At 72.0% G+C, this 22,012-nt stretch carries 18 protein-coding genes; 5 read left to right on the plus strand and 13 right to left on the minus strand.

Annotated features, from left to right (window positions below):
- The gene (locus tag OKJ99_RS09735) at positions 1-690 is read right to left on the minus strand and encodes a response regulator transcription factor (protein WP_326015461.1); all 690 of its coding nucleotides are present in this window, start codon (positions 688-690) and stop codon (positions 1-3) included.
- A gap of 87 nt (positions 691-777) precedes the next feature.
- Here OKJ99_RS09735 and OKJ99_RS09740 point away from each other — a divergent pair, with 87 nt between their 5' ends.
- The gene (locus tag OKJ99_RS09740; RefSeq protein ID WP_326015462.1) at positions 778-1,383 is read left to right on the plus strand and encodes a M15 family metallopeptidase; all 606 of its coding nucleotides are present in this window, start codon (positions 778-780) and stop codon (positions 1,381-1,383) included.
- Positions 1,384-1,403: 20 nt separating this feature from the next.
- The gene (locus tag OKJ99_RS09745) at positions 1,404-2,402 is read left to right on the plus strand and encodes an endonuclease/exonuclease/phosphatase family protein (protein ID WP_326015532.1); all 999 of its coding nucleotides are present in this window, start codon (positions 1,404-1,406) and stop codon (positions 2,400-2,402) included.
- Positions 2,403-2,530: 128 nt separating this feature from the next.
- Here the strand turns inward: OKJ99_RS09745 and OKJ99_RS09750 are convergent, their stop codons facing one another.
- The 4 genes from OKJ99_RS09750 to OKJ99_RS09765 all read right to left on the minus strand — a co-directional run bounded on the left by OKJ99_RS09750 (position 2,531) and on the right by OKJ99_RS09765 (position 6,908).
- On the minus strand, positions 2,531-3,613 hold the full coding sequence (locus OKJ99_RS09750; RefSeq protein ID WP_326015463.1) for a tartrate dehydrogenase: 1,083 nt from the start codon (positions 3,611-3,613) through the stop codon (positions 2,531-2,533).
- Positions 3,614-3,787: 174 nt separating this feature from the next.
- The gene (locus OKJ99_RS09755; protein ID WP_326015464.1) at positions 3,788-4,693 is read right to left on the minus strand and encodes a LysR family transcriptional regulator; all 906 of its coding nucleotides are present in this window, start codon (positions 4,691-4,693) and stop codon (positions 3,788-3,790) included.
- Positions 4,694-4,783: 90 nt separating this feature from the next.
- Positions 4,784-6,172 (minus strand): C4-dicarboxylate transporter DctA, encoded by a 1,389-nt coding sequence (dctA, locus tag OKJ99_RS09760; RefSeq protein WP_326015465.1) that lies wholly within the window; start codon positions 6,170-6,172, stop codon positions 4,784-4,786.
- A 154-nt stretch (positions 6,173-6,326) separates the two neighbouring features.
- Entirely contained in the window at positions 6,327-6,908 is a 582-nt protein-coding gene (locus OKJ99_RS09765; protein WP_326015466.1) for a helix-turn-helix domain-containing protein, read from the minus strand.
- A 133-nt stretch (positions 6,909-7,041) separates the two neighbouring features.
- Between OKJ99_RS09765 and OKJ99_RS09770 the strand changes: the two genes are divergently transcribed.
- On the plus strand, positions 7,042-7,878 hold the full coding sequence (locus OKJ99_RS09770) for a DMT family transporter (protein WP_326015467.1): 837 nt from the start codon (positions 7,042-7,044) through the stop codon (positions 7,876-7,878).
- Between the two features lie 66 nt (positions 7,879-7,944).
- Positions 7,945-8,649, plus strand: a complete 705-nt coding sequence (locus OKJ99_RS09775) for a B3/B4 domain-containing protein (protein ID WP_326015468.1) — start codon at positions 7,945-7,947, stop codon at positions 8,647-8,649.
- On the opposite strand, the gene OKJ99_RS09780 is transcribed toward OKJ99_RS09775, so the two are convergent.
- From OKJ99_RS09780 to OKJ99_RS09790, 3 genes are all read right to left on the minus strand, one after another.
- Positions 8,637-9,569, minus strand: coding sequence for a formylglycine-generating enzyme family protein (locus OKJ99_RS09780; protein WP_326015469.1), 933 nt, complete (start codon positions 9,567-9,569; stop codon positions 8,637-8,639). The genes OKJ99_RS09775 and OKJ99_RS09780 overlap by 13 nt on opposite strands.
- Positions 9,566-11,032: a sulfatase-like hydrolase/transferase gene (locus tag OKJ99_RS09785; protein WP_456115184.1), complete on the minus strand. Its 1,467-nt coding sequence runs from the start codon at positions 11,030-11,032 to the stop codon at positions 9,566-9,568. Before OKJ99_RS09785 ends, OKJ99_RS09780 begins: the two co-directional genes overlap by 4 nt.
- A gap of 73 nt (positions 11,033-11,105) precedes the next feature.
- Positions 11,106-12,371 (minus strand): ROK family transcriptional regulator, encoded by a 1,266-nt coding sequence (locus OKJ99_RS09790; protein WP_326015470.1) that lies wholly within the window; start codon positions 12,369-12,371, stop codon positions 11,106-11,108.
- Between the two features lie 135 nt (positions 12,372-12,506).
- On the opposite strand from OKJ99_RS09790, the gene OKJ99_RS09795 reads away from it, so the two are divergent.
- Positions 12,507-13,889 carry a sugar porter family MFS transporter gene (locus OKJ99_RS09795; protein WP_326015471.1) on the plus strand — a complete coding sequence of 461 codons (1,383 nt, stop codon included), beginning with the start codon at positions 12,507-12,509 and terminating at the stop codon, positions 13,887-13,889.
- 4 nt (positions 13,890-13,893) lie between these two features.
- On the opposite strand, the gene OKJ99_RS09800 is transcribed toward OKJ99_RS09795, so the two are convergent.
- The 5 genes from OKJ99_RS09800 to OKJ99_RS09820 all read right to left on the minus strand — a co-directional run bounded on the left by OKJ99_RS09800 (position 13,894) and on the right by OKJ99_RS09820 (position 21,994).
- A complete protein-coding gene (locus OKJ99_RS09800) occupies positions 13,894-15,069 on the minus strand; it encodes a damage-control phosphatase ARMT1 family protein (protein WP_326015472.1) in 1,176 nt (391 codons plus the stop codon).
- 39 nt (positions 15,070-15,108) lie between these two features.
- Positions 15,109-16,104, minus strand: a complete 996-nt coding sequence (locus tag OKJ99_RS09805) for a LacI family DNA-binding transcriptional regulator (RefSeq protein WP_326015534.1) — start codon at positions 16,102-16,104, stop codon at positions 15,109-15,111.
- 74 nt (positions 16,105-16,178) lie between these two features.
- Positions 16,179-17,108, minus strand: coding sequence for an ROK family protein (locus OKJ99_RS09810; protein WP_326015473.1), 930 nt, complete (start codon positions 17,106-17,108; stop codon positions 16,179-16,181).
- Complete coding sequence (locus OKJ99_RS09815; RefSeq protein ID WP_326015474.1) at positions 17,105-18,775, minus strand: class I mannose-6-phosphate isomerase; 1,671 nt, start codon at positions 18,773-18,775, stop codon at positions 17,105-17,107. The genes OKJ99_RS09810 and OKJ99_RS09815 overlap by 4 nt, the downstream gene beginning before the upstream one ends.
- 48 nt (positions 18,776-18,823) lie before the next feature.
- Complete coding sequence (locus OKJ99_RS09820; RefSeq protein WP_326015475.1) at positions 18,824-21,994, minus strand: glycoside hydrolase family 38 N-terminal domain-containing protein; 3,171 nt, start codon at positions 21,992-21,994, stop codon at positions 18,824-18,826.
- Between the last annotated feature and the right edge of the window lie 18 nt (positions 21,995-22,012).

Raw genomic sequence — 22,012 nt, forward strand, 5'->3', positions numbered from 1 at the left:
CTATCCACGGCCTACTCCCCCGGCCTCCGGCTGCGCCTCGATGCGGTAGCCGACGCCCGGCACCGTGGCGATGACCCACGGCTCGCCGAGCCGCTTGCGCAGGGCCGAGACGGTGATGCGGACGGCGTTGGTGAACGGGTCGGCGTGCGCGTCCCACGCGCGCTCCAGGAGTTCCTCGGCGCTGACGACACCACCCTCAGCGGCCACGAGCACTTCGAGCACGGCGAACTGCTTCCTGGTCAGCGCGACGAAGCGGCCGTCCCGGTAGACCTCCCTGCGGAACGGGTCGAGGCGCACGCCCGCGAGCTCCCGCACGGGTGGCCGGCTGTGGGCGCGCCTGCGGTCGAGCGCCCGGAGTCTGAGCACGAGCTCCTGGAGCTCGAACGGCTTGGTGAGGTAGTCGTCGGCGCCGAGTTCGAACCCCGAGGCCTTGTCGTCGATGCGGTCGGCCGCGGTCAGCATGAGGATCGGCATGCCGCTGCCGGAGGCGACGATGCGCCCGGCGATCTCGTCGCCGGAGGGCCCGGGGATGTCGCGGTCGAGGACGGCGATGTCGTACGTGTTGACGCTCAGCAGGTCCCAGGCGGTGTCGCCGTCCCCCGCGATGTCGGCGGCGATCGCCTCCAGGCGCAGCCCGTCGCGCACGGCCTCCGCCAGATACCGCTCGTCCTCAACAATCAGCACACGCATGCCCTTCACGCTACGAGTCGGTGCGTATCGTCGGCATATCGAAAAGCGCAGACGTTGTGGCAACATCGCGCTGCCTTGACTGGCGGCATGACTCGCATCCCAACGGCTCACATCCCACCGGCTCGCCGCAGGCGTCCCCTGCTCCTCGCCATCGGCCTCGTCGTCACCGCTTCGGTGATCATCGCCGCGGTCCTCGGCCTTCAGTCGCCCAGGCGCTCGTCGGCCTCGCCGCCGACGGAGGCACCCCCCGACGGCGCGGTCTCCGGCGATGTGACGGTCTTCGACGACACGACCCCGGCCGTCGGCAGGCTCGACCCGGACCTCCTCAAGGCTCTGCGCCAGGCGGCGACGGACGCCTCCGTCGACGGAGTCACGTTCTACGTCAACAGCGGCTGGCGCTCCCCCGAGTACCAGAACCGGCTGCTCAGCGAGGCGGTCTCCACGTACGGCTCCGAGGCCGAGGCCGCCCGGTGGGTGGCCACAGCCGACACCTCACCGCACGTGTCCGGCGACGCGGTCGACCTCGGGCGCTCCGACGCGACGGCGTGGCTGGCCGAACACGGCGCCGCGTACGGGCTCTGCCGGATCTACGGCAATGAGCCCTGGCACTACGAACTGCGTACCGAAGCCGCCGTGCACGGCTGCCCGGCCCCGTACGCCGACCCCACCGAGGACCCGAGGATGCAGCAGTGACCGACAGCAAGCGCGTACGAATGATCCGATCGATCCATGCCCTCTCGCGGCCCGGCCCCTGGAAACGCGGTCGGGTGCTCGCGGCCCTCGCGCTGCTGCTCGGGCTGTTTCTGCTGCTGCACGCGCGGATCACGGACCGCGGGGGCCTCGGCAGCCTGGTGGACACCTTCCTGCCGTGGTTCGGTCTCTTCGTCCCGGTGCTGCTGGCCGGGGCGCTGTGGCGGCGCTCGGCCGCCGCGGTGGTGGCGGTGCTGCTGCCGGCCCTGGTGTGGACGGGCCTCTTCGGCGGCGTGTTCGGCGGCACGGCGCACGCGGACGACAGCGACCTCACCGTCGTCAGCCACAACGTCGGCGCCGACAACCGCGATCCCGCGGGCACCGCCCACGACCTGGCGGCTTCCGGGGCCGACGTGCTGGCTCTCGAAGAGATCACGGCGCAGGCCCGGGGCACGTACGAGAAGGAGCTGGCCGAGGCGTATCCGCACCACACCGTGCAGGGCACGGTCGGGCTGTGGAGCAAGCTGCCGTTGTCGGACACCGAGACGGTCGACCTCCAGCAGGACGTCGGGCCGCTGGGTGCCACCAAGTCGGCCGCCGAGAAGCTGCCCTCCAACCGTGCGCTGCGCACCACGGTGACCACGGACGACGGGCCGGTGGCGGTGTACGTGGCCCACCTCGGCTCGGTGCGCGTCATGCCCCGCGCCGGTTTCTGGACGGACGGCCGGGACCGCAACGCGCGGGCCCTCGCCGAGGCGATCGCGGCCGAGGACACCAAGCGGGTGGTGCTGCTCGGCGACCTCAACGGCAGCACGGCCGACCGCGCCTTCGACGGCCTCACCTCGCAGCTGCACTCGGCCCAGGAGGAGGCGGGGCGCGGCTTCGGCTTCAGCTATCCGGCGGACTTCCCGGTGGTGCGCATCGACCAGATCCTGGTCCGGGGCGTCACGGCGGACAGCTCCTGGGTGCTGCCCGCGACCGGCAGCGATCACCGGCCGGTGGCGGCCGGGGTCAGCTGGTAGGAAACGGCGAGTGCCGGGCCCCGCCATGAGGAGGGCCCGGCACTTGGGTGGCCGCTTCGGAGCGGCCGTCCCGGCCGGTCGGCGCGACCCGAGGACCGGCCGGGACGATCGGGTGCAGCCGTGCGGGGTCAGTCGCCCAGCGCGTCGATCAGTGCCTTGGTGACGTCGTCGGTGGTGGCGGTGCCTCCGACATCGCGGGTGAGGGTCCCGGCTCCGGTGACGGTCTCGATCGCCTTGTTGAGGCGGGCCGCCTGGTCGGGCAGGCCGAAGTGCTCCAACATCAGGGCCGCGCTGCCCACCGCGCCGATCGGGTTGGCCAGGCCCTGCCCCGCGATGTCCGGGGCCGAGCCGTGCACCGGCTCGAACATGCTCGGGAAGCGCCGCTCGGGGTTGAGGTTGGCGCTGGCCGCCAGACCGAGGCTGCCTGCAAGCGCGCTGCCGAGGTCGGAGAGGATGTCGGCGTTGAGGTTCGAGGCGACGACGACGGACAGGTCCTCGGGCTTGAGCACGAACTTCGCCGACATGGCGTCGACCAGCACGCTCTCCGTCTCCACGTCCGGGTACTCGGCGGCCACCCGCTTGAAGACGTCGTCCCACAGCACCATCCCGTACTGCTGGGCATTGGACTTGGTGACCGAGGAGACCTTGCGGCGAGTGCGGGTGCGGGCCAGGTCGAAGGCGAAGCGGATGATGCGCTCGCAGCCCACCTCGGTGAACAGCGAGGACTGGACGGCCACTTCGCCGCCCGGGCCGCGCCCGGAGAGGTTGCGGCCGCCGAGACCGGCGTACTCGCCCTCGCTGTTCTCGCGGACGACGACCCAGTCGAGTTCGGTGTCGTCGGCCTTGCGCAGCGGGCTGAGCACGCCAGGCAGGAAGTGCACGGGGCGGACGTTGGCCCACTGGTCGAAGTTCTGGCAGATCTTCAGCCGCAGGCCCCACAGGCTGACGTCGTCGGGGACGGTTGGCCAGCCGACCGCGCCGAAGTAGATGGCGTCGAACTCCTTGAGCTGCTCCAGGCCGTCGTCGGCCATCATCTTGCCCGTACGGGCGTAGTACGCGCAGCCCCAGTCGAACTCCTGCCAATCGAAGGCGAAGGACCCGTCGGAGCCGGCGGCGAGGGCGTCGAGGACGGCGCGCCCCGCCGCCACGACCTCGGTGCCGACGCCGTCGGCGGGGATGGCGGCGATGCGGAAGGTGCGGGGCTCGGACACGAGGGCCTCCAGGAAGTGCGGGAACGCCCGTGCTCAAGAGCGCCTGGCCGGGCGGCGGTTGGTGTGTTCCCGAGTCAACAGGCCGGTTCGCGGGGCGTCCAAGACATGCTTCCGATGCGACACATAGGCACGACTGATGGGTGCCGTGTCCGGTCCGGAGGGTATTCAGGGGTGTTACGTCGACGGGGTCCGCGCCCGGCGTTCGGCAAGCGAGCGGGTCAGCTCCAGGAAGGCGCGCGCACCCGGCGTCAGATGCGCGGGCAGGCTGATCATCGCGACGTGCAGGTGTGCGGTCGGTACGAGCGAGGCGACCGCGAGGCCGCAGCGGCGGGCGAGCCGGGTCCAGGCGGCGGGCAGCACCGCGACGCCCAGGCCGGTGAGCACGAGCGGAAGTATGGACGTGCGGTGGTCGACGACGGCGACGATCTCGGTGTCCCCGCCGCGTGCGGTGATGTCGTCGACGATGCTGCGCATCAGGCTGCCGGTCCGTGAGGCGATCAGCTTGTGTCCGGCCAGGTCCTGTGGGTGCAGCACGGCGCCGTCGGCGAAGGGTCCGTCGGCCGCGCCCACGACGACGAACGGCTGCTCCTCCACCGGCAGCATGTCGATGCCGGGCGCGGCCACCGGCTTGTCGGCGCCGAGCAGCCCCAGCTCGCAGGCGCCGCTGCGGACCAGTTCGACGGTCTCCTCCGGGGTGAAGGCGGCGCGGGTGCTGATCGTGACGTCCGGGTGCAGTTGGGCGAACCGGTGGATGAGCGTGGCCATGGGTTCGATGCCGGGTGAGGGCATGGTGGCCACTTCGACGGTGCCGCTGCCGAGTCCGGTGAGGGCGGCGGCCCGTTCGCGTACGGCGGCCAGGTCGCGCAGCACGCGGCGGCTCGGCTCCAGGAGTTCGGCGCCCGCCTCGCTCAGGACGACGCCGCGGCCCATCCGGTGGAAGAGCGAGACACCCAGGTCCGCTTCCAGGTTGGCCATCGCCTGCGACAACGACGGCTGCGCCACGTGGAGCGCGGCGGCGGCCTTGCTGAAGCCGCCGTGCTCCACGATGGCGAGAAAGTACTGCAGTTGCCGCGCGTCCATCCTGCCTCCTCCGCCTGCTGCCATAAGGGCAACCTATCGACAGGTCGACAGGGCTCTTTGCGCGGAGGGGCGGCCGGGCGAACGGGCGGCCTAGGCCGGCGGCGCGGGTGCCGGCACGCCCTTCTGCGTGGGCACCACCACCGCCTCGGCCGGGGCCGCGGGCAGCGCCCCGACCTTCTCCCCCGCCAGGACCCGCCGCGCCCGCTCCAGGTCCAGCGCGTTCTCCCAGCGGGCGACGACGAGGGTGGCGACGGCGTTTCCGCAGAAGTTGACCAGGGCCCGGCACTCGGACATGAACTTGTCGATGCCGAAGATCAGCATGATGCCCGCGACGGGCACATGTCCCACGGTCGACAGGGTCGCGGTCAGTGCGATGAACCCGCCGCCCGCGACGCCGGCCGCACCCTTGGAGGTCAGCAACATGACGGCCAGCAGGCCGAGTTGCTGGCCGAGGGAGAGCGTGGTGTCGGTGGCCTGGGCAATGTACAGCGTGGCGAGGGAGAGGTAGATCGCGGCGCCGTCGAGGTTGAAGCTGTAGCCGGTCGGCACCACCAGGCCGACCGTCGACCGGTCGACGCCCATGAACTGGAGCTTGCGCATCAGGCCCGGCAGCGCGGGCTCGGCCGTCGAGGTGCCGAGGACGAGCAGCAGCTCTTCCTTGAAGTGGCGCAGGAGTTGGAACAGGTTCAGCTTCACGTACAGCGCAAGGACGGCGCCGAGGACCACGACGACGAACACGATGGACGTGACGTAGAACAGCAGGATCAGCGAGCCGAGGCTGGCCAGCGTGGACAGGCCGAACTTGCCGATCGCGAAGGCCATCGCGCCGAAGGCGCCCAGCGGGGCCGCCTTCATCACGAACGACAGGACCTTGAAGACCACCTCGGTGAGGCGGTTGACGGACGCGATGATCGGCTCGCCGACCGGGCCGACCATCTTCAGGGCGATCCCGAAGATCACGGCGAGGAAGATGACCTGGAGGATGTCACCTTCGACGAACGCGCCGAAGAAGCTGTCGGGGACCAGGTGGGTGAGGAACTCCCACCAGTGCTGGGCCTCGCCCTGCTCGACGTACTGGCTCGCCTCGCCCGAGGTGTGCAGGCCGCCGACGTCCGCGTGCACACCGTCGCCGAGGGGGAACAGGTTGATGGCGAGGAGCCCGAAGCCGAGCGCCACGATGGTGCCGACCTGGAAGTAGACCAGCGCCTTGACGCCCGTACGACCCACCTTCTTGAGGTCGGCCACGCCCGCGATGCCGCCGATGATGGTCAGGAAGACGATCGGGCCGATCAGCATCTTCATCGCCGTGACGAAGGTCGTGCCGACCGGTTCCATCGCCGTGCCCAGATCGGGCCACCGCCAGCCGAGCACGATGCCGACGACGATCGCCACCAGCACCTGCACATAGAGCTGCCGGTACCACGGTTTGGCCTTCACCACTGGGGTGGCGCCTGCGGCGGCGTCCGGGGCATGCGTCATTGCAACCTCCATCCGGGCACGGCTGGGGACTGCGGCACCGGGCCCGTCCGGCGCCGCCCCAACTACCGCGCCAGTGAAGCGGTTTGCGTGCGCGGAGGTCCACGACCAAAAATCGATGCCCCGGATAGGTGGCGCCTATGACCCCGGCGGCAGGTCAGCCCGTTGCCGGACCGGGTGGCAGCTGCACGGTCATGATCAGGTGGCAGGTCCCGTCCCCCGCGCCCCGGTAGGTGTGCGCGGCGTCCCCGTCGAAGGTGGCGGTCTGCCCGGCCGCCACGGCGTGTTCGGCGCCGTCGACGACGAGGACCATACGGCCGCCGGTGACACTCACCGTCTCGATGACGCCGGCCTGGTGCGGGTGACTGGGATACTCCTCGCCCGGTTCGAGGCGCCAGCGCCACACCTCGACCGGGGCCGGGCCCGTGGTCGTCAGCATGAGGCGGGCCTCGCCTCCCCGCTCCCCCGCCCACAGCGGCATCACCTCGTCCGCGGACACGACCCGCACGCGCCCTTCGGCCGGCCCCTCCATCAGCGCCGACACCGAGACACCGAGGGTGTCGGCGAGCCGGACCAGGGTGGCGAAATTCGGATTGCCCTGCGCCTTCTCCAGGCCGACGAGAGCGCCCTTGCTGACCTTGGCGCGGCGGCCGAGCTCGTCCAGGGAGAGGCCCGCGCGGGTGCGGGCCGTCCTGACGTTGTGCGCGAGCGTGCGCAGGGCTGCCTCTGTCTCGGTCACCTGACCACCTTTCGCTTCGCCACCGACTGGCCAGTGGAATGTACCGCGCGGTCGTTCGGTTGACACATCACGGTCGATTCATTGTACGGTTTAGTCGTTCCACTGAAGCACAAGAATGGCAAGGACTCGTTTCGTGATCGCTCTGCTGCTGGCCCTGGGCAGCTCTCTCGCCTACGGATGCGCCGACTTCCTCGGCGGCCTCGGCGCCCGGAAGGCCCATGTGCTGCGCACCGTGATGGTCGCCGCGCCCGCCAGCCTCGCGGTCGAGCTGCTGCTGTGGCCGTTCCTCGGCGCCTCGTTCAGCTCGGCCGCTGTCGGCTGGGGCGCGGCCTCCGGTGTCGCCTCGGCCGCCGCGTTCGCGCTGCTCTACAAGACCCTCGCCATCGGGCCGATGAACGTGCTGTCACCCGTGACGGCGCTGGTGTCCGCCGCGCTGCCGGTCTCCGTGGGCCTGCTGCAGGGCGAGCACCTCGCCACGGCGGGGCTGGTCGGGCTGCCGCTCGCGCTCATTGCCGTGGTCCTGGTCAGCGCCGGGAGCGGCGCGGCTTCGTCACGCCCTTCGCGCACGGCTCTGCTGCTCGCCTTCGGGGCGGGGGCCGCCATCGCGTTGCAGCTGGTCTGCCTGCACCAGGCGCCGTCGGACAGTGGCGTGGCGCCCCTGATCGTCGGCAGGGCGGTGTCGTCGGCCGTCACGCTGGGCGCCGCCGCGGTGCTGCACCGGCGACTCGGGGCGGAGAAGCCCGCCTACGGGATCTCGGCGGCCGCGGGCGTGCTCGACTCGATCGCGAACCTGCTGTTCCTGCTCGCCGCGCGCAGCGGGGACCTCGCGGTCGTCGCCGTGATCACCGCTCTCTACCCGGTCGGTACGGTGCTGCTCGCGCGCGGCGTGCTGGCGGAGCGGATCCACCGGGGGCAGCTGGTCGGCCTGGGCACGGCCGCCGTCGCCGTCGGTCTCCTCGCCCTCACCTGAACACCTCGTACACCCAGACACCTCGCACACCTAGATCCCTCGCGCACTCAGATACGGAGTCATCCGATGCCCGTCTTCCACCTCACCCCCGCCGTCGCCGACGCGTTCCCCGACACCCGTATCGCGGTCGTCACGGCCACCGGTCTGCGCGGGCGCGAGCCCTGGCCGGAGACCGTCACCGCGCTCGACGACCTGGAGCGCGAGCTCGCCGACGGCTCCTGGCAGCCCGCCGACGAGTCCGACCCCCGCATCGAGGCGTGGCACACCGCGTACCGCTCCTTCGGCACGAACCCGCGCCGCATCCGGCCCAGCGTCGACGCGCTCGGCCGCCGTATGGCCAAGAAGGGCGCGCTGCCGCGCATCAACCCGGCGGTCGACTCCTACAACGCCGTCTCCGTCCGGCACGGCCTGCCCGCCGGAGCCTTCGACCTGGACCATGTCACCGGCGATGTGGTGGAGATCCGCTACGCGGACGGCACCGAGGAGTTCACCCCGCTCGGCGAGCCCGACACCGTCGAGCACCCCAAGCCCGGCGAGATCATCTACGCCGATTCCACCGGCGTACTGACCCGGCACTGGAACCACCGCGACGCGCATCGCACCTGTGTCACCGAGGACTCGACCCGCGTCGCGTTCCTCCTGGAGACCGTGCGCGCGGACCGCGACGGACATCTGCTGAAGACCGCGGCCAATGAGCTGCGTGACCTGCTCGCCGCGCACGCGGAGCAGGTCACAGTGGAGTACGTCGCCGCCGCGGCTCAGGCCGAATAGGCCACGCGGAAACCGGTGTTGCCCGAGGTGCTGTCCGCCGTGTTGGAGGTGCGGGCGGCCACGCGGTAGCGGTTGCAGTACGAGTGGTGGCAGAGGTACGAGCCGCCGCGCATGACGCGGGTGTTCGGGTCGCCGCCCTGCTCCCACAGGTCGGCGTTCCACTCCCACACGTTGCCCGCGACGTTGTACAGGCCGTAGCCGTTCGGGTGGTAGGCGTGGACGGGGGCCGTGCCCGCGTAGCCGTCCTCGGCGGTGTTCTTGGTGGGGAAGGTGCCCTGCCAGATGTTGCACATGTGCTCGCCGCCGGGCGTCAGTTCGTCTCCCCAGGCGTAGCGGGCCTGGTCGAGGCCGCCGCGCGCGGCGTACTCCCACTCGGTCTCGGTGGGCAGCCGGCCGCCCGCCCACTGCGCGAAGGCGGCGGCGTCGGACCAGCCGACGTGGGTGACGGGGTGGTCCCAGCGGCCTTCGAGGTCGCTGCCGGGGCCTTCCGGGGTGCGCCAGGTCGCGCCCTCCACGCCGCACCACCACGGGGTGGCGTCGGGGCGCGGTGAGATCTTGCGCAGGTGGCCGGGCAGGAACTTCGCGAACACGTAGCTCCAGCCGAAGCGTTCGGCCTCGGTGCGGTGCCCGGTGTCCTCGACGAACGCGGCGAAGCGGGCGGTGGTGACGGCGTACACGTCGATGGCGAACGCCTTCACGCGTGCCTCGCGCACCGGCCCTTCCGCGTCGCCGGGGTTGGCGTCGGCGTCCTCGCTGCCCATGCGGAAGGTGCCGCCGGGCAGGTCGACGCGGGTGTCGTGGGCCGGTTCGTCGCGGGGCGCGAGCGTGCGGGTGACCGGTCCCGTGCCGGTGACCTCCGGGCCGCCCTCGCGGGAGGGCGCGCAGCAGGAGGGCGCCGGGTCGGGGGTGCAGCCGCTCATGACGCCGCGCCCTCCGACTCGAACGCGGACAGCGTCGTGTCGTAGTCGGTCGGCACGTCGTACATCGGTGTCATCCAGTGGTAGAAGTTGTCGCCGCGATCGCGCAGCAGGTGGTACAGGCGGTGCATCAACTGCGTGCGCACCTCGCGCAGTTCGGGGTGCTCGTAGCGGTTCTGGAGCTCGTCCGGGTCGGCCTGGAGGTCGTACAGCTCGTTGCGGGACTCGGGGTTCACGACGAGCTTGTAGCGGCGGGTGCGCAGCATGCGCTGAGGGTACGGGAAGTGGTGGCCGTGGTACTCGGCGAGGTGGTGTTCGTCCCACTGGGGGTGCTCGCCGTGGGCCAGCGGCAGCAGGCTGCGGCTGTCGACGGCCGGGGCAGCGTCGGCGCCGGCCAGCTCCAGGATGGTCGCCGTGTAGTCGGTGAGGGAGACGAACTCGTCGCGGACCTGGCCCGCCTCGCCGCCGGGGACGCGGAGGAATCCGGGGATCCGGTAGATGTCCTCGTACATGGCGGGGCCCTTGTCGTGCAGGCGGTGGGCGCCGGTGAACTCGCCGTGGTCGGCGGTGAAACAGACGGCGGTGCGCTCGTCGAGCCCGAGGTCGCGCACGGCCTGCATGATGCGGCCGATCTGCTCGTCGATGAGGGTGACATAGCCCCAGTAGGCGGCTATCAGCTTGCGGCTGTCCTCGATCGGCATGGTGTCGAAGGCCCACAGTTGGCTGTAGTTGCTCTGTACCGGTGGCTTGTTCGCGAACGTCTCGGCCATGGAGGCGGGCAGTTCGACGAGCTCCGGGTCGTACATGTCGAAGTACTCGTTCGGCAGGATGTACGGCAGGTGCGGGCCGAAGAAGTGGGTGGCGAGGAAGAACGGGTCGCCCTCGCCGCCGCGCTCGTCCTCGGCGAACCGGCGGAGCATTTCGATGGTGCGGGTGGCGAGGTAGTACTCGAAGGTGGCCTCGACGGGCTGGTGGAGGCGGGCCGCGAGGAGGTTGCCGGGGCTGCCGTTGGGGGTGGTGCCGCGCATCCGGTCGCTGATGGCGTACTCGGGCAGGCCCCGCTCTTTGAGGTAGTCGAGGTAGTCGGGGTGGTCGACGGGGTTGTGCCAGCCCTCCAGGTTCGGGCCCTCGAAGCCGTAGTCGGCGGCGGTGCGCTTGACTCCGCCGTGCCACTTGCCCATCAGGCCGAGGTTGTAGCCGTCGCCCTTCAGTTGCTCGGCGAAGGTGAACTGGCCGTCGGCGAGGTCCTCCAAGTACCCCACGTTCCGCTCGTAGTTGGCGAGCAGCTTGTGCCGGAAGGGGGCCGCGCCGGTGAGCAGGCTGGCGCGGGCCGGGGTGCAGATGGCGGTGGGTGTGTAGCAGCTGTCGAAGCGGGTGCCCTCGGCGGCGATCCGGTCGAGGTTCGGGGTGCGCACGTGCGGGTTGCCGTAGGCACCGAGGGTGTCGACCCGGTGCTGGTCGGTCATCAGGAAGAGCATGTTGTGGCGCACGGCGGTGCCTTTCGGATCGTACGAGGGGTGGTTCGGGTCAGGGCAGGTGCTACGAGGCGTGGGTGGCGGCTTCCCCGGCAGGCTCCCCTGCGGATTCCGCACCGGGTGCCGCCGCGGCCACCGTGTCCGCCGTGGCGTACCCCGCGAGCAGCGGTGACTCGTGGAAGACGAGGGCGAGGGCGCCGAGCGCGCCGGAGCGCTCGCCGAGCGCGGCCGGTACGAGTTCCACTCCGTGGTGGACGCGGGTCGCGGTGTAGCGGCGGAAGGCGTCCTCGACGGAGTCGAGGAAGACCGGGCCCAGCTCGGCGACCTCGCCTCCGAGCACGATGCGGCGCGGGTTGGCGGTGCTGGCGGCGGCGGCGAGCGCCCGGCCGACGGCGAGGGCCGCGCGTGCGACGACGGCGCACTCGGTCTGCTCGCCGGCCGCGAGCGCCTGCGTGAACCGGTCCCAGCTGCGCCGCCCTGCCGCCCTCAGCAGCGCGGGCACGGCGGCGACCTGCTCCAGGCAGCCTTGCCCGCCGCACCAGCAGCGCGCCCCTTCGACGTCGACGCTGATGTGTCCCAGCTCGCCCGCCGCGCCCTGCGCGCCACGGAACAGCAGGCCGCCTGCGACGAGCCCGCCGCCGATGCCGTACGAGAGCGTGAGGTGCAGGGCGTCGCCCGCGCCGCGGGCCGCGCCCCAGATGGCCTCGCCGAGCGCGGCGAGCCGCGTGTTGTTGTCGGCGAGGACGGGCACGTCGAGGGCTTCGGCGACCGCGTCGGCGACGGTCTGGCGGTGCCGGGGCACACCGGCCGCCGGTGAGGCGCCGCCTGCGGTGTCACCGGGTCCGCCCGTGGTGTCTCCGGGGCCTGGTGTGCCGATGCCGACCCCGCCGAGTCCGGCGAGGTCGATGCCTTCGCGGGCGGCCAGCTCGTGCAGCAACTCCAGGGCGGCGCCCGCCTGTTCGCGGGCTCCGGAGCGCTGCGCGTGGTGGGTGCCGGCGAAGGCGGTGACCTCGTGCGCCGCGTTGGCGATCGCGACCGTGATGCGCTCGCGGCCCACCTCGATGCCGATCGCCTGGGCGGAGCGCGGGTTGAGCGTGAGCCGGTGCACCGGGCGGCCGCGGCCCGAGGGCGGGCCCGCGGGCTCCTCGGTCACGACGCCGTCGGTGAGCAGCTGCCCGACGATGCCGGAGAGCGTGGTGCGGGAGAGCCCCGTCGCGGTGGCCACATCGGCCCTGCTGCTGGGGCCCTGCCTGCGCAGCACCTGGAGGACCCGCTCCACGTTCCCGTACCGCAACTGGCGCAGCACGGTGGGGTTCTTGACCACTGCCATGCGTCGGATACTCCCCCGCGTCGCGCATTTTCGTCAAGACTCACGACAGAAATCAAAAGCGCTGGTCGCCACCCCTTGATTTTCGTCGGAGTCTTGACGCTAATGAGGCGGAGCCGACCAGCAAGGGAGCTCGTCATGCCTGCCGTCACCAGGACCTCGGTGTCCGACGCACCGAGCGCGGACGTCCGTTCACGCCGCACGCTTCTGCTCTATCTCTGCGGCGCCTTCGGCGGTCTGCTGTCCGGGTACGACATGGGGATCGTGGCGGGTGCCCAGCTGTTCCTCACCCGCGACCTGGGCCTGAGCGCCTGGATGCAGGGCGCGTTCGTCAGCTCCCTCATGATCGGCGCCATCGCCGGCTGCTTCGCGGCGGGGCCCGCCACCGACCGCTGGGGGCGCCGCCCGGTCATGCTCTGCACGGCCGTGGTGTTCGGCGCGGGGGCGCTCGGCATGGCGCTGGCCTCGGGGCCCTGGATCCTCATCGCGTTCCGGGTCGCCACGGGGGTGGCCGTCGGTCTCTCCTCGTCCGTGATCCCCAGCTATCTCTCCGAGCTGGCCCCGACCGCCATCCGCGGCCGGGTGTCGACGCTCAACCAGATGATGATCGCGGTCGGCATCTTCGTGTCGTACCTCATCGCCTATCTGCTGTCCGACGCGGGCGCCTGGCGCTGGATGCTGGGGCTCGCGATCGTCCCGGCCGCCGTGCTGTTCGCGGGGATGTGGACGCAGCCGGAGACGCCGCGCTGGCTCGTGGCGCACGGCCGCGAGGACGAGGCCCGCACGGTGCTGCTGCGCCTGCACACCGAGGACGAGGCCGGGGCCGAGCTCAAGGACATCCGCGCCGCCGCGCACGGATCGCACGAGCGCCGGGGCCGCCTCCGGGAGCTGTTCGCCGACCGCCGGGTGCGGCGCGGCCTCTGCATCGCGGTGGCGATGGCCACGATCCAGCAGATCATCGGCTCCAACACGATCGTCTTCTACGCGCCGACGATCCTGAAGGCGGCCGGTTTCGGGGACTCGGCGGCGCTGCTCAACAGCGTCGGGCTCGGCGTCCTCTCGATCGTCACGACGTTCGTGACCGGGCGTCTGGTCGACCGGGTCGGCCGCAAGCCGCTGCTGCTCACCGGGCTCGTCCTGATGGTCATCAGCATGAGCACGCTGTGCGCGGTGTTCTCGCTCGGCCTGCTGCACCAGACGCTCGGCCAGGTCGCGGCCGTCACGAGCCTCGCCGTCTTCAAGGTGGCCTACTCGCTGAGCTGGGCGCCGCTGCTATGGGTGATGCTGCCGGAGCTCTTCCCGCTGCGGGTGCGCAGCGTCGGCGTGAGTGTCGGCTCGGGCACGAACTGGGCCGCCAACTTCGCCGTATCGCTGGTCTTCCCGGTGCTGCTCACGGCCGGGGCGGGCGTCGCCTTCGCGCTCTTCGCGGGGGTCTGCGTCCTGGCGTTCGCGTTCACTGCGGCGTTCATTCGGGAGACGGCGGGCCGGTCCCTGGAGTCGCTGGAGCGCGCGGCGGCCTGACGGTTCACATCCGGGCCTGTACGAGCGCGTGGGCGCCGCTGACCCGCCACTTCTGGTGCGGTTCGGCGGCGTCCAGCGCGTCTCGGGTGGATGGTGCGATGCCCGTGATCACGTCGCACTTGAGTGTGCGCAGCGCGACCACGGGAGTCGGCCAGTACGTGGTCCGCTCGGCGAACGACGTGGTGGGCTCCCACAGCCGGTCCCCCACCAGGCGCCGGTAGTTGAGGTCGCCCTTGAGCACGGTGAGCGTCGTCGCGGCGAACTCGGCGCGCAGGTCGTCGGGCATGTCGGTGTACGGCAGCGGCGCGCAGGAGAAGGGATGGGCGCGCACCACGAGCCGCCCGTCCCCCATCGCCGCCCAGATCCGCCCACCGGCCTCGGCCGCGGCGCCTCCCGGCCCGGTCAGCCGCCGCACGCAGTCGACGACGTCGGCGGTCATGGCGTCGGACACGTAGTACGGGTACGGCTTGACCTGCACGATCACGCGTGCGGCGCGCCCGTGGGCCAGCAGGTGGTCGACGAGCAGCAGGTCGGCGAGGAGTTCACGCCCGGCGTTGTCCGCGACGAGGCTCACGGTGGCCTCGCCGCCCTGGGGCAGCGCGGCCCAGAACGCGTCCGAATCGTCGGCGACGAGTTGCGTGTCCGCGCCCGGTTCGTCGCCGTCGGCGGTGACACGGAAGCCGAGGTCGGCGCGGTTGCCCCAGAGCGCCCCGAGGAGCAGCCCGCGCTCCCGCTCCGCCAGGGTCGCCGAGGCCAGGCGGTCGACCGCGGCCAGCTCGGCGTCGGTCTCGGGGGTGGCGAGCTCGGCCTGCTTGAACGGCCGGAAGGGATCGATACCCTGCCAGGGTCCTGGCGCGAAGTAGCCCACGGCGTCGAGGAGTTGGCGGTAGAAGTAGCTCTCCGACCACAGGAACGGCGCGTCGAACCACGACCGCCCGAACCATTCGCTCCCCCACGCGTCCCAGCGCTCGCGGTCGTGCGCCTCCTCGCCCAGCGGCTCGATCACACCGTCCGCCGTGTTCCGCAGGAGCGCGTCCAGGGCACGGTGCTGCTCGGGTCCGTACGGGAAGGCGGCCCGCACCTTCTCGATGAGCGCGGGGTGCCGCTCGGCGAGGACGTTGCGGGCGAAAGAGCCGGGAACGTTGCCGTGGATGACGGGGGCGAGCGGGGTGTCGGGCATCGGTGGCGGGCTCCTGCAAGACGGGGCGGGCCTTCGACCCTAGCCGTAGTGGACGAGGGTCGTGGGCACCACGGCGCGCCGCGCGGAGGCCGGGGTGCCGTCCTGTCCGCCACCTGCCGCCGCGCGCTCGCCGAGCCGCGCCACGAGCAACCGGCCCGCCTCCTTGCCGAGTTCGTCGCTGTCGTACGCGGCGATGGTCAGCGGCAGACCGAGGACGTCGGCGAGTTCGAAGTCGTCGAAACCCGCGAGTGCGGTGGGGGCACCTGCGGCTCTGATGGCGCGGAAGGCGCCGATGGTGTTGCGGTTGTTGGTGCAGAACAGCGCGGTCGGTGGCTCGGGAAGGGCCAGCAGATCGGCGGCGGCGCGTGTCGCCTCGGCGGTCTGCTGCTGTCCGAGGCGTACGTACCGCGGCTCGCGCTCGATGCCCGCCTCGGTGAGCGCGTCGGTGAAGCCGCGCAGGCGTTCCGCGCCCGTGTAGACGGCAGGTGGCGAGCCGAGGAAGCCGATGCGGCGGTGTCCCGCGTCGAGGAGTCGCCGGGTGACCGTGCGGGCCCCACCGTGGTCGTCGACCAGGACGCAGTCGGCGTCGAACCCGTTCGGGGGGCGGCTCGCCACGACGACGGGCACGCCGCCGGCCGCGGCGGCCGCGAGGTGGCGCTGGTCGTCGTCGGCCGGCACGACGATGATGCCGTCGACGCGGCGGGCGACCAGGTCCTCGACGAGGCCGCGTTCGCTGTCGAGGTCGTGTCCCGTGTTGCCGATGACGGTCTTCAGGCCGTGCCCGCCGACCACGGCGTCGACGCCCAGGGCGAGCCGGGAGTAGAAGGGGTTGGCGAGGTTGGTGACGACGAGTCCGACGAGTCCGGTGCCGCTGCCCAGGCGCAGGCTGCGCGCCATCTCGTTGCGCCGGTAGCCGAGTTCGGCCGCCGCGGCGCGCACCCGGTCCGCGGTGGCGGGCAGCACCTTGGGGTCGTCGCGCAGCACACGCGAGACCGTCATGGCGCTCACCCGCGCCCGCTGTGCGACGTCCCGCACCGTGGGATGCGGGTCCTTGGCGGCACCGGTGCCGGACTTGCCCAATGTCTCCCCCTTGCCGGTCCTGGTGGCCGCTACCACCCCGGCCCTGTGTGGTTGGTGTGCCGGGACGCGACCGCGCGCGCCGCGCCCAGCAGCGCCGCGTCACCGGCGAGGGCGGCGGGGCGCATCGCACGAGTATGCCGCGTGGGGGGCCGCGCGCTCACGTCGGCCGCTTCCGGTGTCCAGCCGCCTTTGGCGAGTCCCGTGTGCAGCGCCGGTGCGACCAGGTCCCAGGAGCCCGCCATGGAGCCGCCGACGACGAGGGCGGTCGCCTCGAACGCGGCGAGGCGCGGGCCGAGGACGGCGCCGAGCGTCCCGAACGCCTCGTCCAGGACACGGCGGGCGGGCCGTTCCCCCGCGCGGGCCCGCTCGGCGATGTCGCGCACGTCGACGCCCTGTTCCCCGTACCGGGCCACGAGGGCGCGGCGGGACACGGACTCCTCCAGCGGCCTGCCGTCCACGACCGTCAGGTCCATGCGGCCCTCGGGCGGAACTCCGGGTCCGTGGTCGAGGATGCGGCCGTCGCCGAGAAAGGCGGAGCCGACTCCGGTGCCGAGGGTGATGCCCACGACTCGGGTGTGTCCGACGGCGGCTCCCGACGCGCACTCCCCCAGCAGGAACGCGTGCGCGTCGTTGAGGAAGACGATGTCTCCTGGTCGCGGTGCCATTCCGGCGAGCAGCGCGGCCCGCACGTCCACCCCGTAGAGCGCCTCGAACTTGCCGACGTCCGCGAAGAGTCCGATGCCACGCGCGTAGTCGAAGGGGCCGGGCAGGGCCATGCCCCAGGTGGTTCCCTCGGGCGTGTCCAGCGCGTCGGCGCAGCAGCACACCGCGCCGAGGATGTCCTCGGCGCGGGCGCCCGGGTCGAGCGGCCGGTGCGTGCGCCGCTCGACCCTGCCGTCGGCCGGGTCGACGAGGCCCGCGGTGACATGGGTGCCGCCGACCTCGATGACCGGGATCACCGGACGAGCGCCTTCACGACCCGTACGGGACCCCCGTCGGCCGCCCGCAGCCGGTACCGGCCGACGGCCGCGGGCACGGTGAGTGTCTCCGCGTAGGCCAGCTCGTGGGTGTCACCGGCCTCCGTGCGCAGGGTCACGCCGTCGCCGTCCACCACGTTCAGTACGTGGAAGCGCCCCGCGGTGTCGTCCTGCGCCTCGGCGCCCGCGTCCAGTGCGTACCTCCTCACCTCGTAGAACATCTCGTCGAGCGCGCCAATGACCTCCTCGCGCCAGCCGTCCCCCTCGCGCAGGGTGCGCGGTCGCTGTACGAGGTCGCGGGCGACGGCCTCGCCGCGCCGCGCGGTCTCCAGGTTGGCGAAGCCGTGCTCGTACGGCAGGGGGCGCGGGTTGCCTTCGGCGTCGGGCCTGAGCCAGTCGTAGAAGCGCAGGCTGTAGAGGTACGGGGTGGCGCTGATCTCCAGGACCAGGTTGCCGGCGCCGCTGGCATGCGGGGTGCCTGCCGGGATGAGGAAGAGCTGGCCCTGTTCGGCGGGGAAGGCGTGGACGTGGTCCTCGACCTCCATGGGTGTGCCCTGCGTGGCTGCCGCCTCGACCTGCTTGCGGAAGGCGTCGACGTCGGTGTCCTCGCGCAGGCCGAGGAACACCTTGTTGTCGGGGCCGCCGATGGTCATGTAGTACGTCTCGTGCTGGGTGTAGTGCCAGCCGAACTTCTCGCGCATGTACGTCTCTTGGGGGTGGCAGTGCAGCGAGAGGTTGCCGCCCCCGACGGTGTCGAGGTAGTCGAAGCGGATGGGGAACGAGGTGCCGAAGCGGGTGTGCGCCTCCTCGCCGAGGACACGGTCCGGCTCCAGTGCGCACATCAGCTGGAACGGCACCTCGACCTGCGCCTGGGGGCCGGTCCCGACGAGGATGCCCGCCTCGGGTGCGATGAGTTCGTAGCCGAGCGCCGTGTTGCGTGCTCCGGGGTTGAAGCCGAGTTCGTTCTGCGCCCAGTGCCCGCCCCAGGGCGTGGAGTTGAAGAAGGGGCGGGTGCGTACGGGCCTGCGGGCGAGTGCGGCGCAGGTCGCGCGCAGGCCCGGACCGTCGAGCCATGTCGGGTTGTCGGGGTCCTGGAGGTCGAGCCAGCCGTCGAGGCGTGGGGCGAGGGTGTCGCGGTGCCGGTCGAGCATGGGCCAGTCGGTGTAGAACAGCCGCCGCAGGTCCGGCTTCTCGTCCGGGAGTCCGAGGTTCGCGCCCGGGGTGCCCGCGACCGTGGCCGCCTCCGCGTACCGCTTGGGCACGTCGGCGTACCAGAGCAGGTCGTGTGCGACGAGCGAGGCACCCGGCCCGTAGACGACGAGGAGTCCCTGGGCGGGGGCTTCGGGTGTGGGCACGGTGTCGAAGAGGTCGTCGAGCGGGTTCTCGGCGAGCCTGCGGAAGTAGGGGTCGTCCGCACCCTCCGGGTGGCCGACGCGGGCGCGGATCCGTGCGGGTGGCGCGTAGTGATCCCGTACGTCGAGCAGGGTCGCGCCCGACAGGTGTGCGGCGAGCGCGCCCCAGTCAACGGACGGCGGCCCGTCGATCGCCAATACCGTTGACGCTGACGGGAGTTGAGCCGCCACCCGCTCCCAGCCGGCGGCGAGGACGGCGTCGGGAGCGGGGGCGTAACGCGGGTCGTGCCGGTACACAGATTCTCCTTTGCGCAGAGGTGCGCCGGGTCGGCGTCACCAACGCCGTCAACGTCGGAAGAGCACCGCGGTGGTGCCGAAGGCGGGGACGTCGACGGTGACCTCGCCGCCCTCAAGGGCCAGTTCGTCCCCTGCCCGACCGTGATAGTCCGCGAGCCGCGCCGAGGCAACGGGGAAGTGCGCGCGCACCGGGCAGGCGACGGGTTCCTCGGCGAAGGACTGAAGGCGCAGCAGCACGGCTCCCTCGGCGTCCGGGGTGGTGGCACCGACGAGTCGTACGCGCGGGTCGCCGACGGTCGCGAAGGCCAACTGGTCGGCGGCGTCGGCGCTGACGGCCCCGCGGGCGCGCACCGCGTGCAGCGGTCGTGAGGTGCCGGCGGCGGTGCGCGGGCCGAGTCCCGCGACGTCGGCGCCGGTGGCGCAGGAGAGCGAGTACCGGAAGGTGAACTCGAAGGCCTGCTCGCTGGGGAAGTTGGTGTCCCACAGGTTGTTGTGGATCCACGAGTAGACGGTGGCGGGTTCGTCGTGGTTCATCGTCTTCGGGAACGGCGCGTACGGCAGGGCGATGTTGCCGAACTGGACGAGCGGCGCGTCCTGTGTGGCCCAGCCGACGGCGAGGTCGTCGTCCTGGAGCGTGATCCAGCGGCGCACGGCCCGCATGTGCAGCGCGGAGCCGGGGACCACGGGGAGGTCGGTGCCGGTGGCGCCGCCCGAGGCCTCCATCCGCACGGTGGGTGTCTCGAAGGCGAAGGGGAACGCGAAGTAGGCGCTCTCCTTGCCGAGGGTGGCGTCCTTGTCGACCTGGTTCTCGATGTCGAGGCGGCCGACGCCGTGCGGCAGGGTGAGCGTTGTGCGCACCCGGTTGGCGCCCGGCGGGCGGGTCTCGTAGGTGAGGGTCTCGGCGGTGGCCGTGGTGCGGCGGGCGATGAGCGCGGCGGGCGGGGCCACGGAGCGCCTGCCGAGGTGTTCGAGGCGGTCGGAGGCGGTGGTGCGGCTGGAGTTGTGGTTGAAGCCTCCGGACGTGGTGTAGCTGTCGTGGATGTAGGCGTTGAAGCCGGTGATGGCGTCGGCGCGGACGAGTTCGCGCCCTGTCGCCCTGTCGATGACGGAGGCGATGCAGGCGCGGGCCAGGTCGACGCGGACGGCGAGGTGGTCGTTCTCCAGGAGCAGCGGGTCGGTGCGGGCGTGGGCCGCGGCTGCGGTGTCGGCCGGGTTCTCGCGCTCGCTGCCGCCGGTGGGGTTCCAGCCGGTGGCGGCCTTGACGGCGGTCGTCTCCCCGGCGGCAGCGCCCGAGCTGTCGGCGGCGCGGACGTCGATCCGCACCGAACCGGCGGCCGGCACGTCGTCGACGCGGACGAGAAGGAAGCGGCCCGCGTCGCGGTGCTCCTCGTTGACCTGCGGTCGCTCCTCGTGTGTCAACGCGGCGCCGGTGCGGGCGTCGTAGAGGGTCACGGCCTGTTCGAGCGGGACGCTGGACTCGGGGAGGAAGATCTCGGCGACCTCGGTACGCGGCCAGGAGCAGGTGTTCACCACGTGGAACGCGGCCGGGGTGTCGGCGGGCCGGGCGAGGCGCTGACCGAGGCGGGCGTTCGCGCGGTTCAGGAGCGACTGGCCGTCGTCGCGGGCGCGCACGGCCTGGCCGTACTTCCAGTGCCACTGCTGCTCGCCGGAGTGGCCGTGGTCGTGGCCGTGGGTCCAGGGGTCGCCCGCGCCCCAGGTGTGTTCGTCGAAGAGGGACACCGCTTCGTACACACCGGCCGAGTCACGTGTGTCGTCGGCCGCCCCCGGCGCGCCGAGGACGCCCGCGAAGCTGCCGAGGGTCTGCGCGTCGGCGACGACGGCCTGGGCGGTGCGGGCCATCGACAGCGGGTGGGCGCCGGAGCCGACGCCGTCGACCCACCAGTCCGTCCAGTCGCCCTCGAAGGTCTGGATCTCGTCGCCGAGCCGGTTCTCGGCGTCGGTGAAGAAGTCCTCGTTGCGGGACAGGCGCAGTTGCGGGTAGGCCCAGGTCTCGTTCCAGCGGCGCACGGTGTCGGCGATGATGCGGCGCGGCGGTGCGTTGTCCCCGAACTTGCCCTGGACGCGCAGGTGCAGGACGTCCCACGGGTAGGGCTCGCGCTTGATCTCCTTCTCGTCCATGGCCCAGCCGAAGACACCACCGCGGTACGGGTAGGGGTGGGAGGCGAGGGAGGTGAGGTAGGCGGGCAGCAGGTCGTCGACCGAGGAGTAGTCGGTGTCGAAGCCGAGCAGCGGACCCTCCATGTAGGCGAGGCCGTGCGGGGTGTCGGTGACCCAGACGAGCACGCTGTTGCCGCTCGGCGCCTGCCAGCGGAACAGCCGCGGCAGCTTCTCGCCGCCGACCAGGTGGGGCACGGAACGACCGGCCCAATTGTGCGCCACGGACAGGTACTTGACGCCTGCCGCGCTGAGCGCGTCGATGAGGCCGACGACGTGGCCGGGCACGTCGGTCTGCATGGCCGAGGTGAAGTCGACACCGTGCTCGTCGCGCACCTGGTGGGCGAGGCGCAGCAGTTCGTGCAGCTCGTCGGTGGAGCAGGTCTCGCTGTGCAGGTTGAACGGCAGCGCGGTGAGCTCGATGCGCCCTTCCTGGACCCGTCGCACGAACTCCTTGACCTGCTCGGCGGGGCGGGCGTCGGCCCACTGCTGGAAGGAGAGCAACGACTCGACACACCAACGGAACTGGGACTCGGGCTCCCAGTCGTCGGTGGCCTGCGTCAGCTCCAGGCAGGAGTCGAGGAACGAGAGGTGTTCGGCGAGGACGCGGCCCTGCGGGTCGGTGTAGCCGATGTCGAGGTGCGAGTGGTGGACGAGGTGGATGGTCCACTCGCGCTGCGGGGTGAGGGTGACGTCGATGCCGTCGCCGTCCGTCGCCGCCACGGTGACGCGCTGCGCGGTGTCGACGGCGGGCAGCAGCAGGCGCACGGAGCCGTTCGGCCCGGCGATGCGCTCGGCGGGCAGCGCCGCCCCGGACTCGGTGCGCACGGTGAGTTCGGCGGGGATCGCGCCCCCGTTCACCGCCTCCACGCGCAGCGATTGCAGCAGTCCGCCGTCCTGCGCGCGGCGCATCAGTGGCTCGACGGTGAGCCGCAACGGATTGCCGGACAAGCTGCCTTCGGCGCTCACGACGGAGCCGCGCAGGCTCTCCCGGATGCGGTCGTTGTCCCAGTCGGTGGTGCGGACGAGGGCCCGTGTGGTCATGCGGACTTCTCCAACTCT

Origin of the sequence: Streptomyces endophyticus, from assembly GCF_035798155.1 — a bacterium.
Lineage (GTDB): Bacteria > Actinomycetota > Actinomycetes > Streptomycetales > Streptomycetaceae > Streptomyces > Streptomyces endophyticus.

Excerpts from the sequence above, each read along its gene's own strand:
- OKJ99_RS09735 (WP_326015461.1), bottom strand. The coding sequence starts at position 690 with ATGCGTGTGCTGATTGTTGAGGACGAGCGGTATCTGGCGGAGGCCGTG.
- OKJ99_RS09740 (WP_326015462.1), top strand. The coding sequence starts at position 778 with ATGACTCGCATCCCAACGGCTCACATCCCACCGGCTCGCCGCAGGCGT.
- OKJ99_RS09745 (WP_326015532.1), top strand. The coding sequence starts at position 1,404 with ATGATCCGATCGATCCATGCCCTCTCGCGGCCCGGCCCCTGGAAACGC.
- OKJ99_RS09755 (WP_326015464.1), bottom strand. The coding sequence starts at position 4,693 with ATGGACGCGCGGCAACTGCAGTACTTTCTCGCCATCGTGGAGCACGGC.
- dctA (WP_326015465.1), bottom strand. The coding sequence starts at position 6,172 with ATGACGCATGCCCCGGACGCCGCCGCAGGCGCCACCCCAGTGGTGAAG.
- OKJ99_RS09775 (WP_326015468.1), top strand. The coding sequence starts at position 7,945 with ATGCCCGTCTTCCACCTCACCCCCGCCGTCGCCGACGCGTTCCCCGAC.
- OKJ99_RS09780 (WP_326015469.1), bottom strand. The coding sequence starts at position 9,569 with ATGAGCGGCTGCACCCCCGACCCGGCGCCCTCCTGCTGCGCGCCCTCC.
- OKJ99_RS09785 (WP_456115184.1), bottom strand. The coding sequence starts at position 11,032 with ATGACCGACCAGCACCGGGTCGACACCCTCGGTGCCTACGGCAACCCG.
- OKJ99_RS09790 (WP_326015470.1), bottom strand. The coding sequence starts at position 12,371 with ATGGCAGTGGTCAAGAACCCCACCGTGCTGCGCCAGTTGCGGTACGGG.
- OKJ99_RS09795 (WP_326015471.1), top strand. The coding sequence starts at position 12,507 with ATGCCTGCCGTCACCAGGACCTCGGTGTCCGACGCACCGAGCGCGGAC.
- OKJ99_RS09800 (WP_326015472.1), bottom strand. The coding sequence starts at position 15,069 with ATGCCCGACACCCCGCTCGCCCCCGTCATCCACGGCAACGTTCCCGGC.
- OKJ99_RS09820 (WP_326015475.1), bottom strand. The coding sequence starts at position 21,994 with ATGACCACACGGGCCCTCGTCCGCACCACCGACTGGGACAACGACCGC.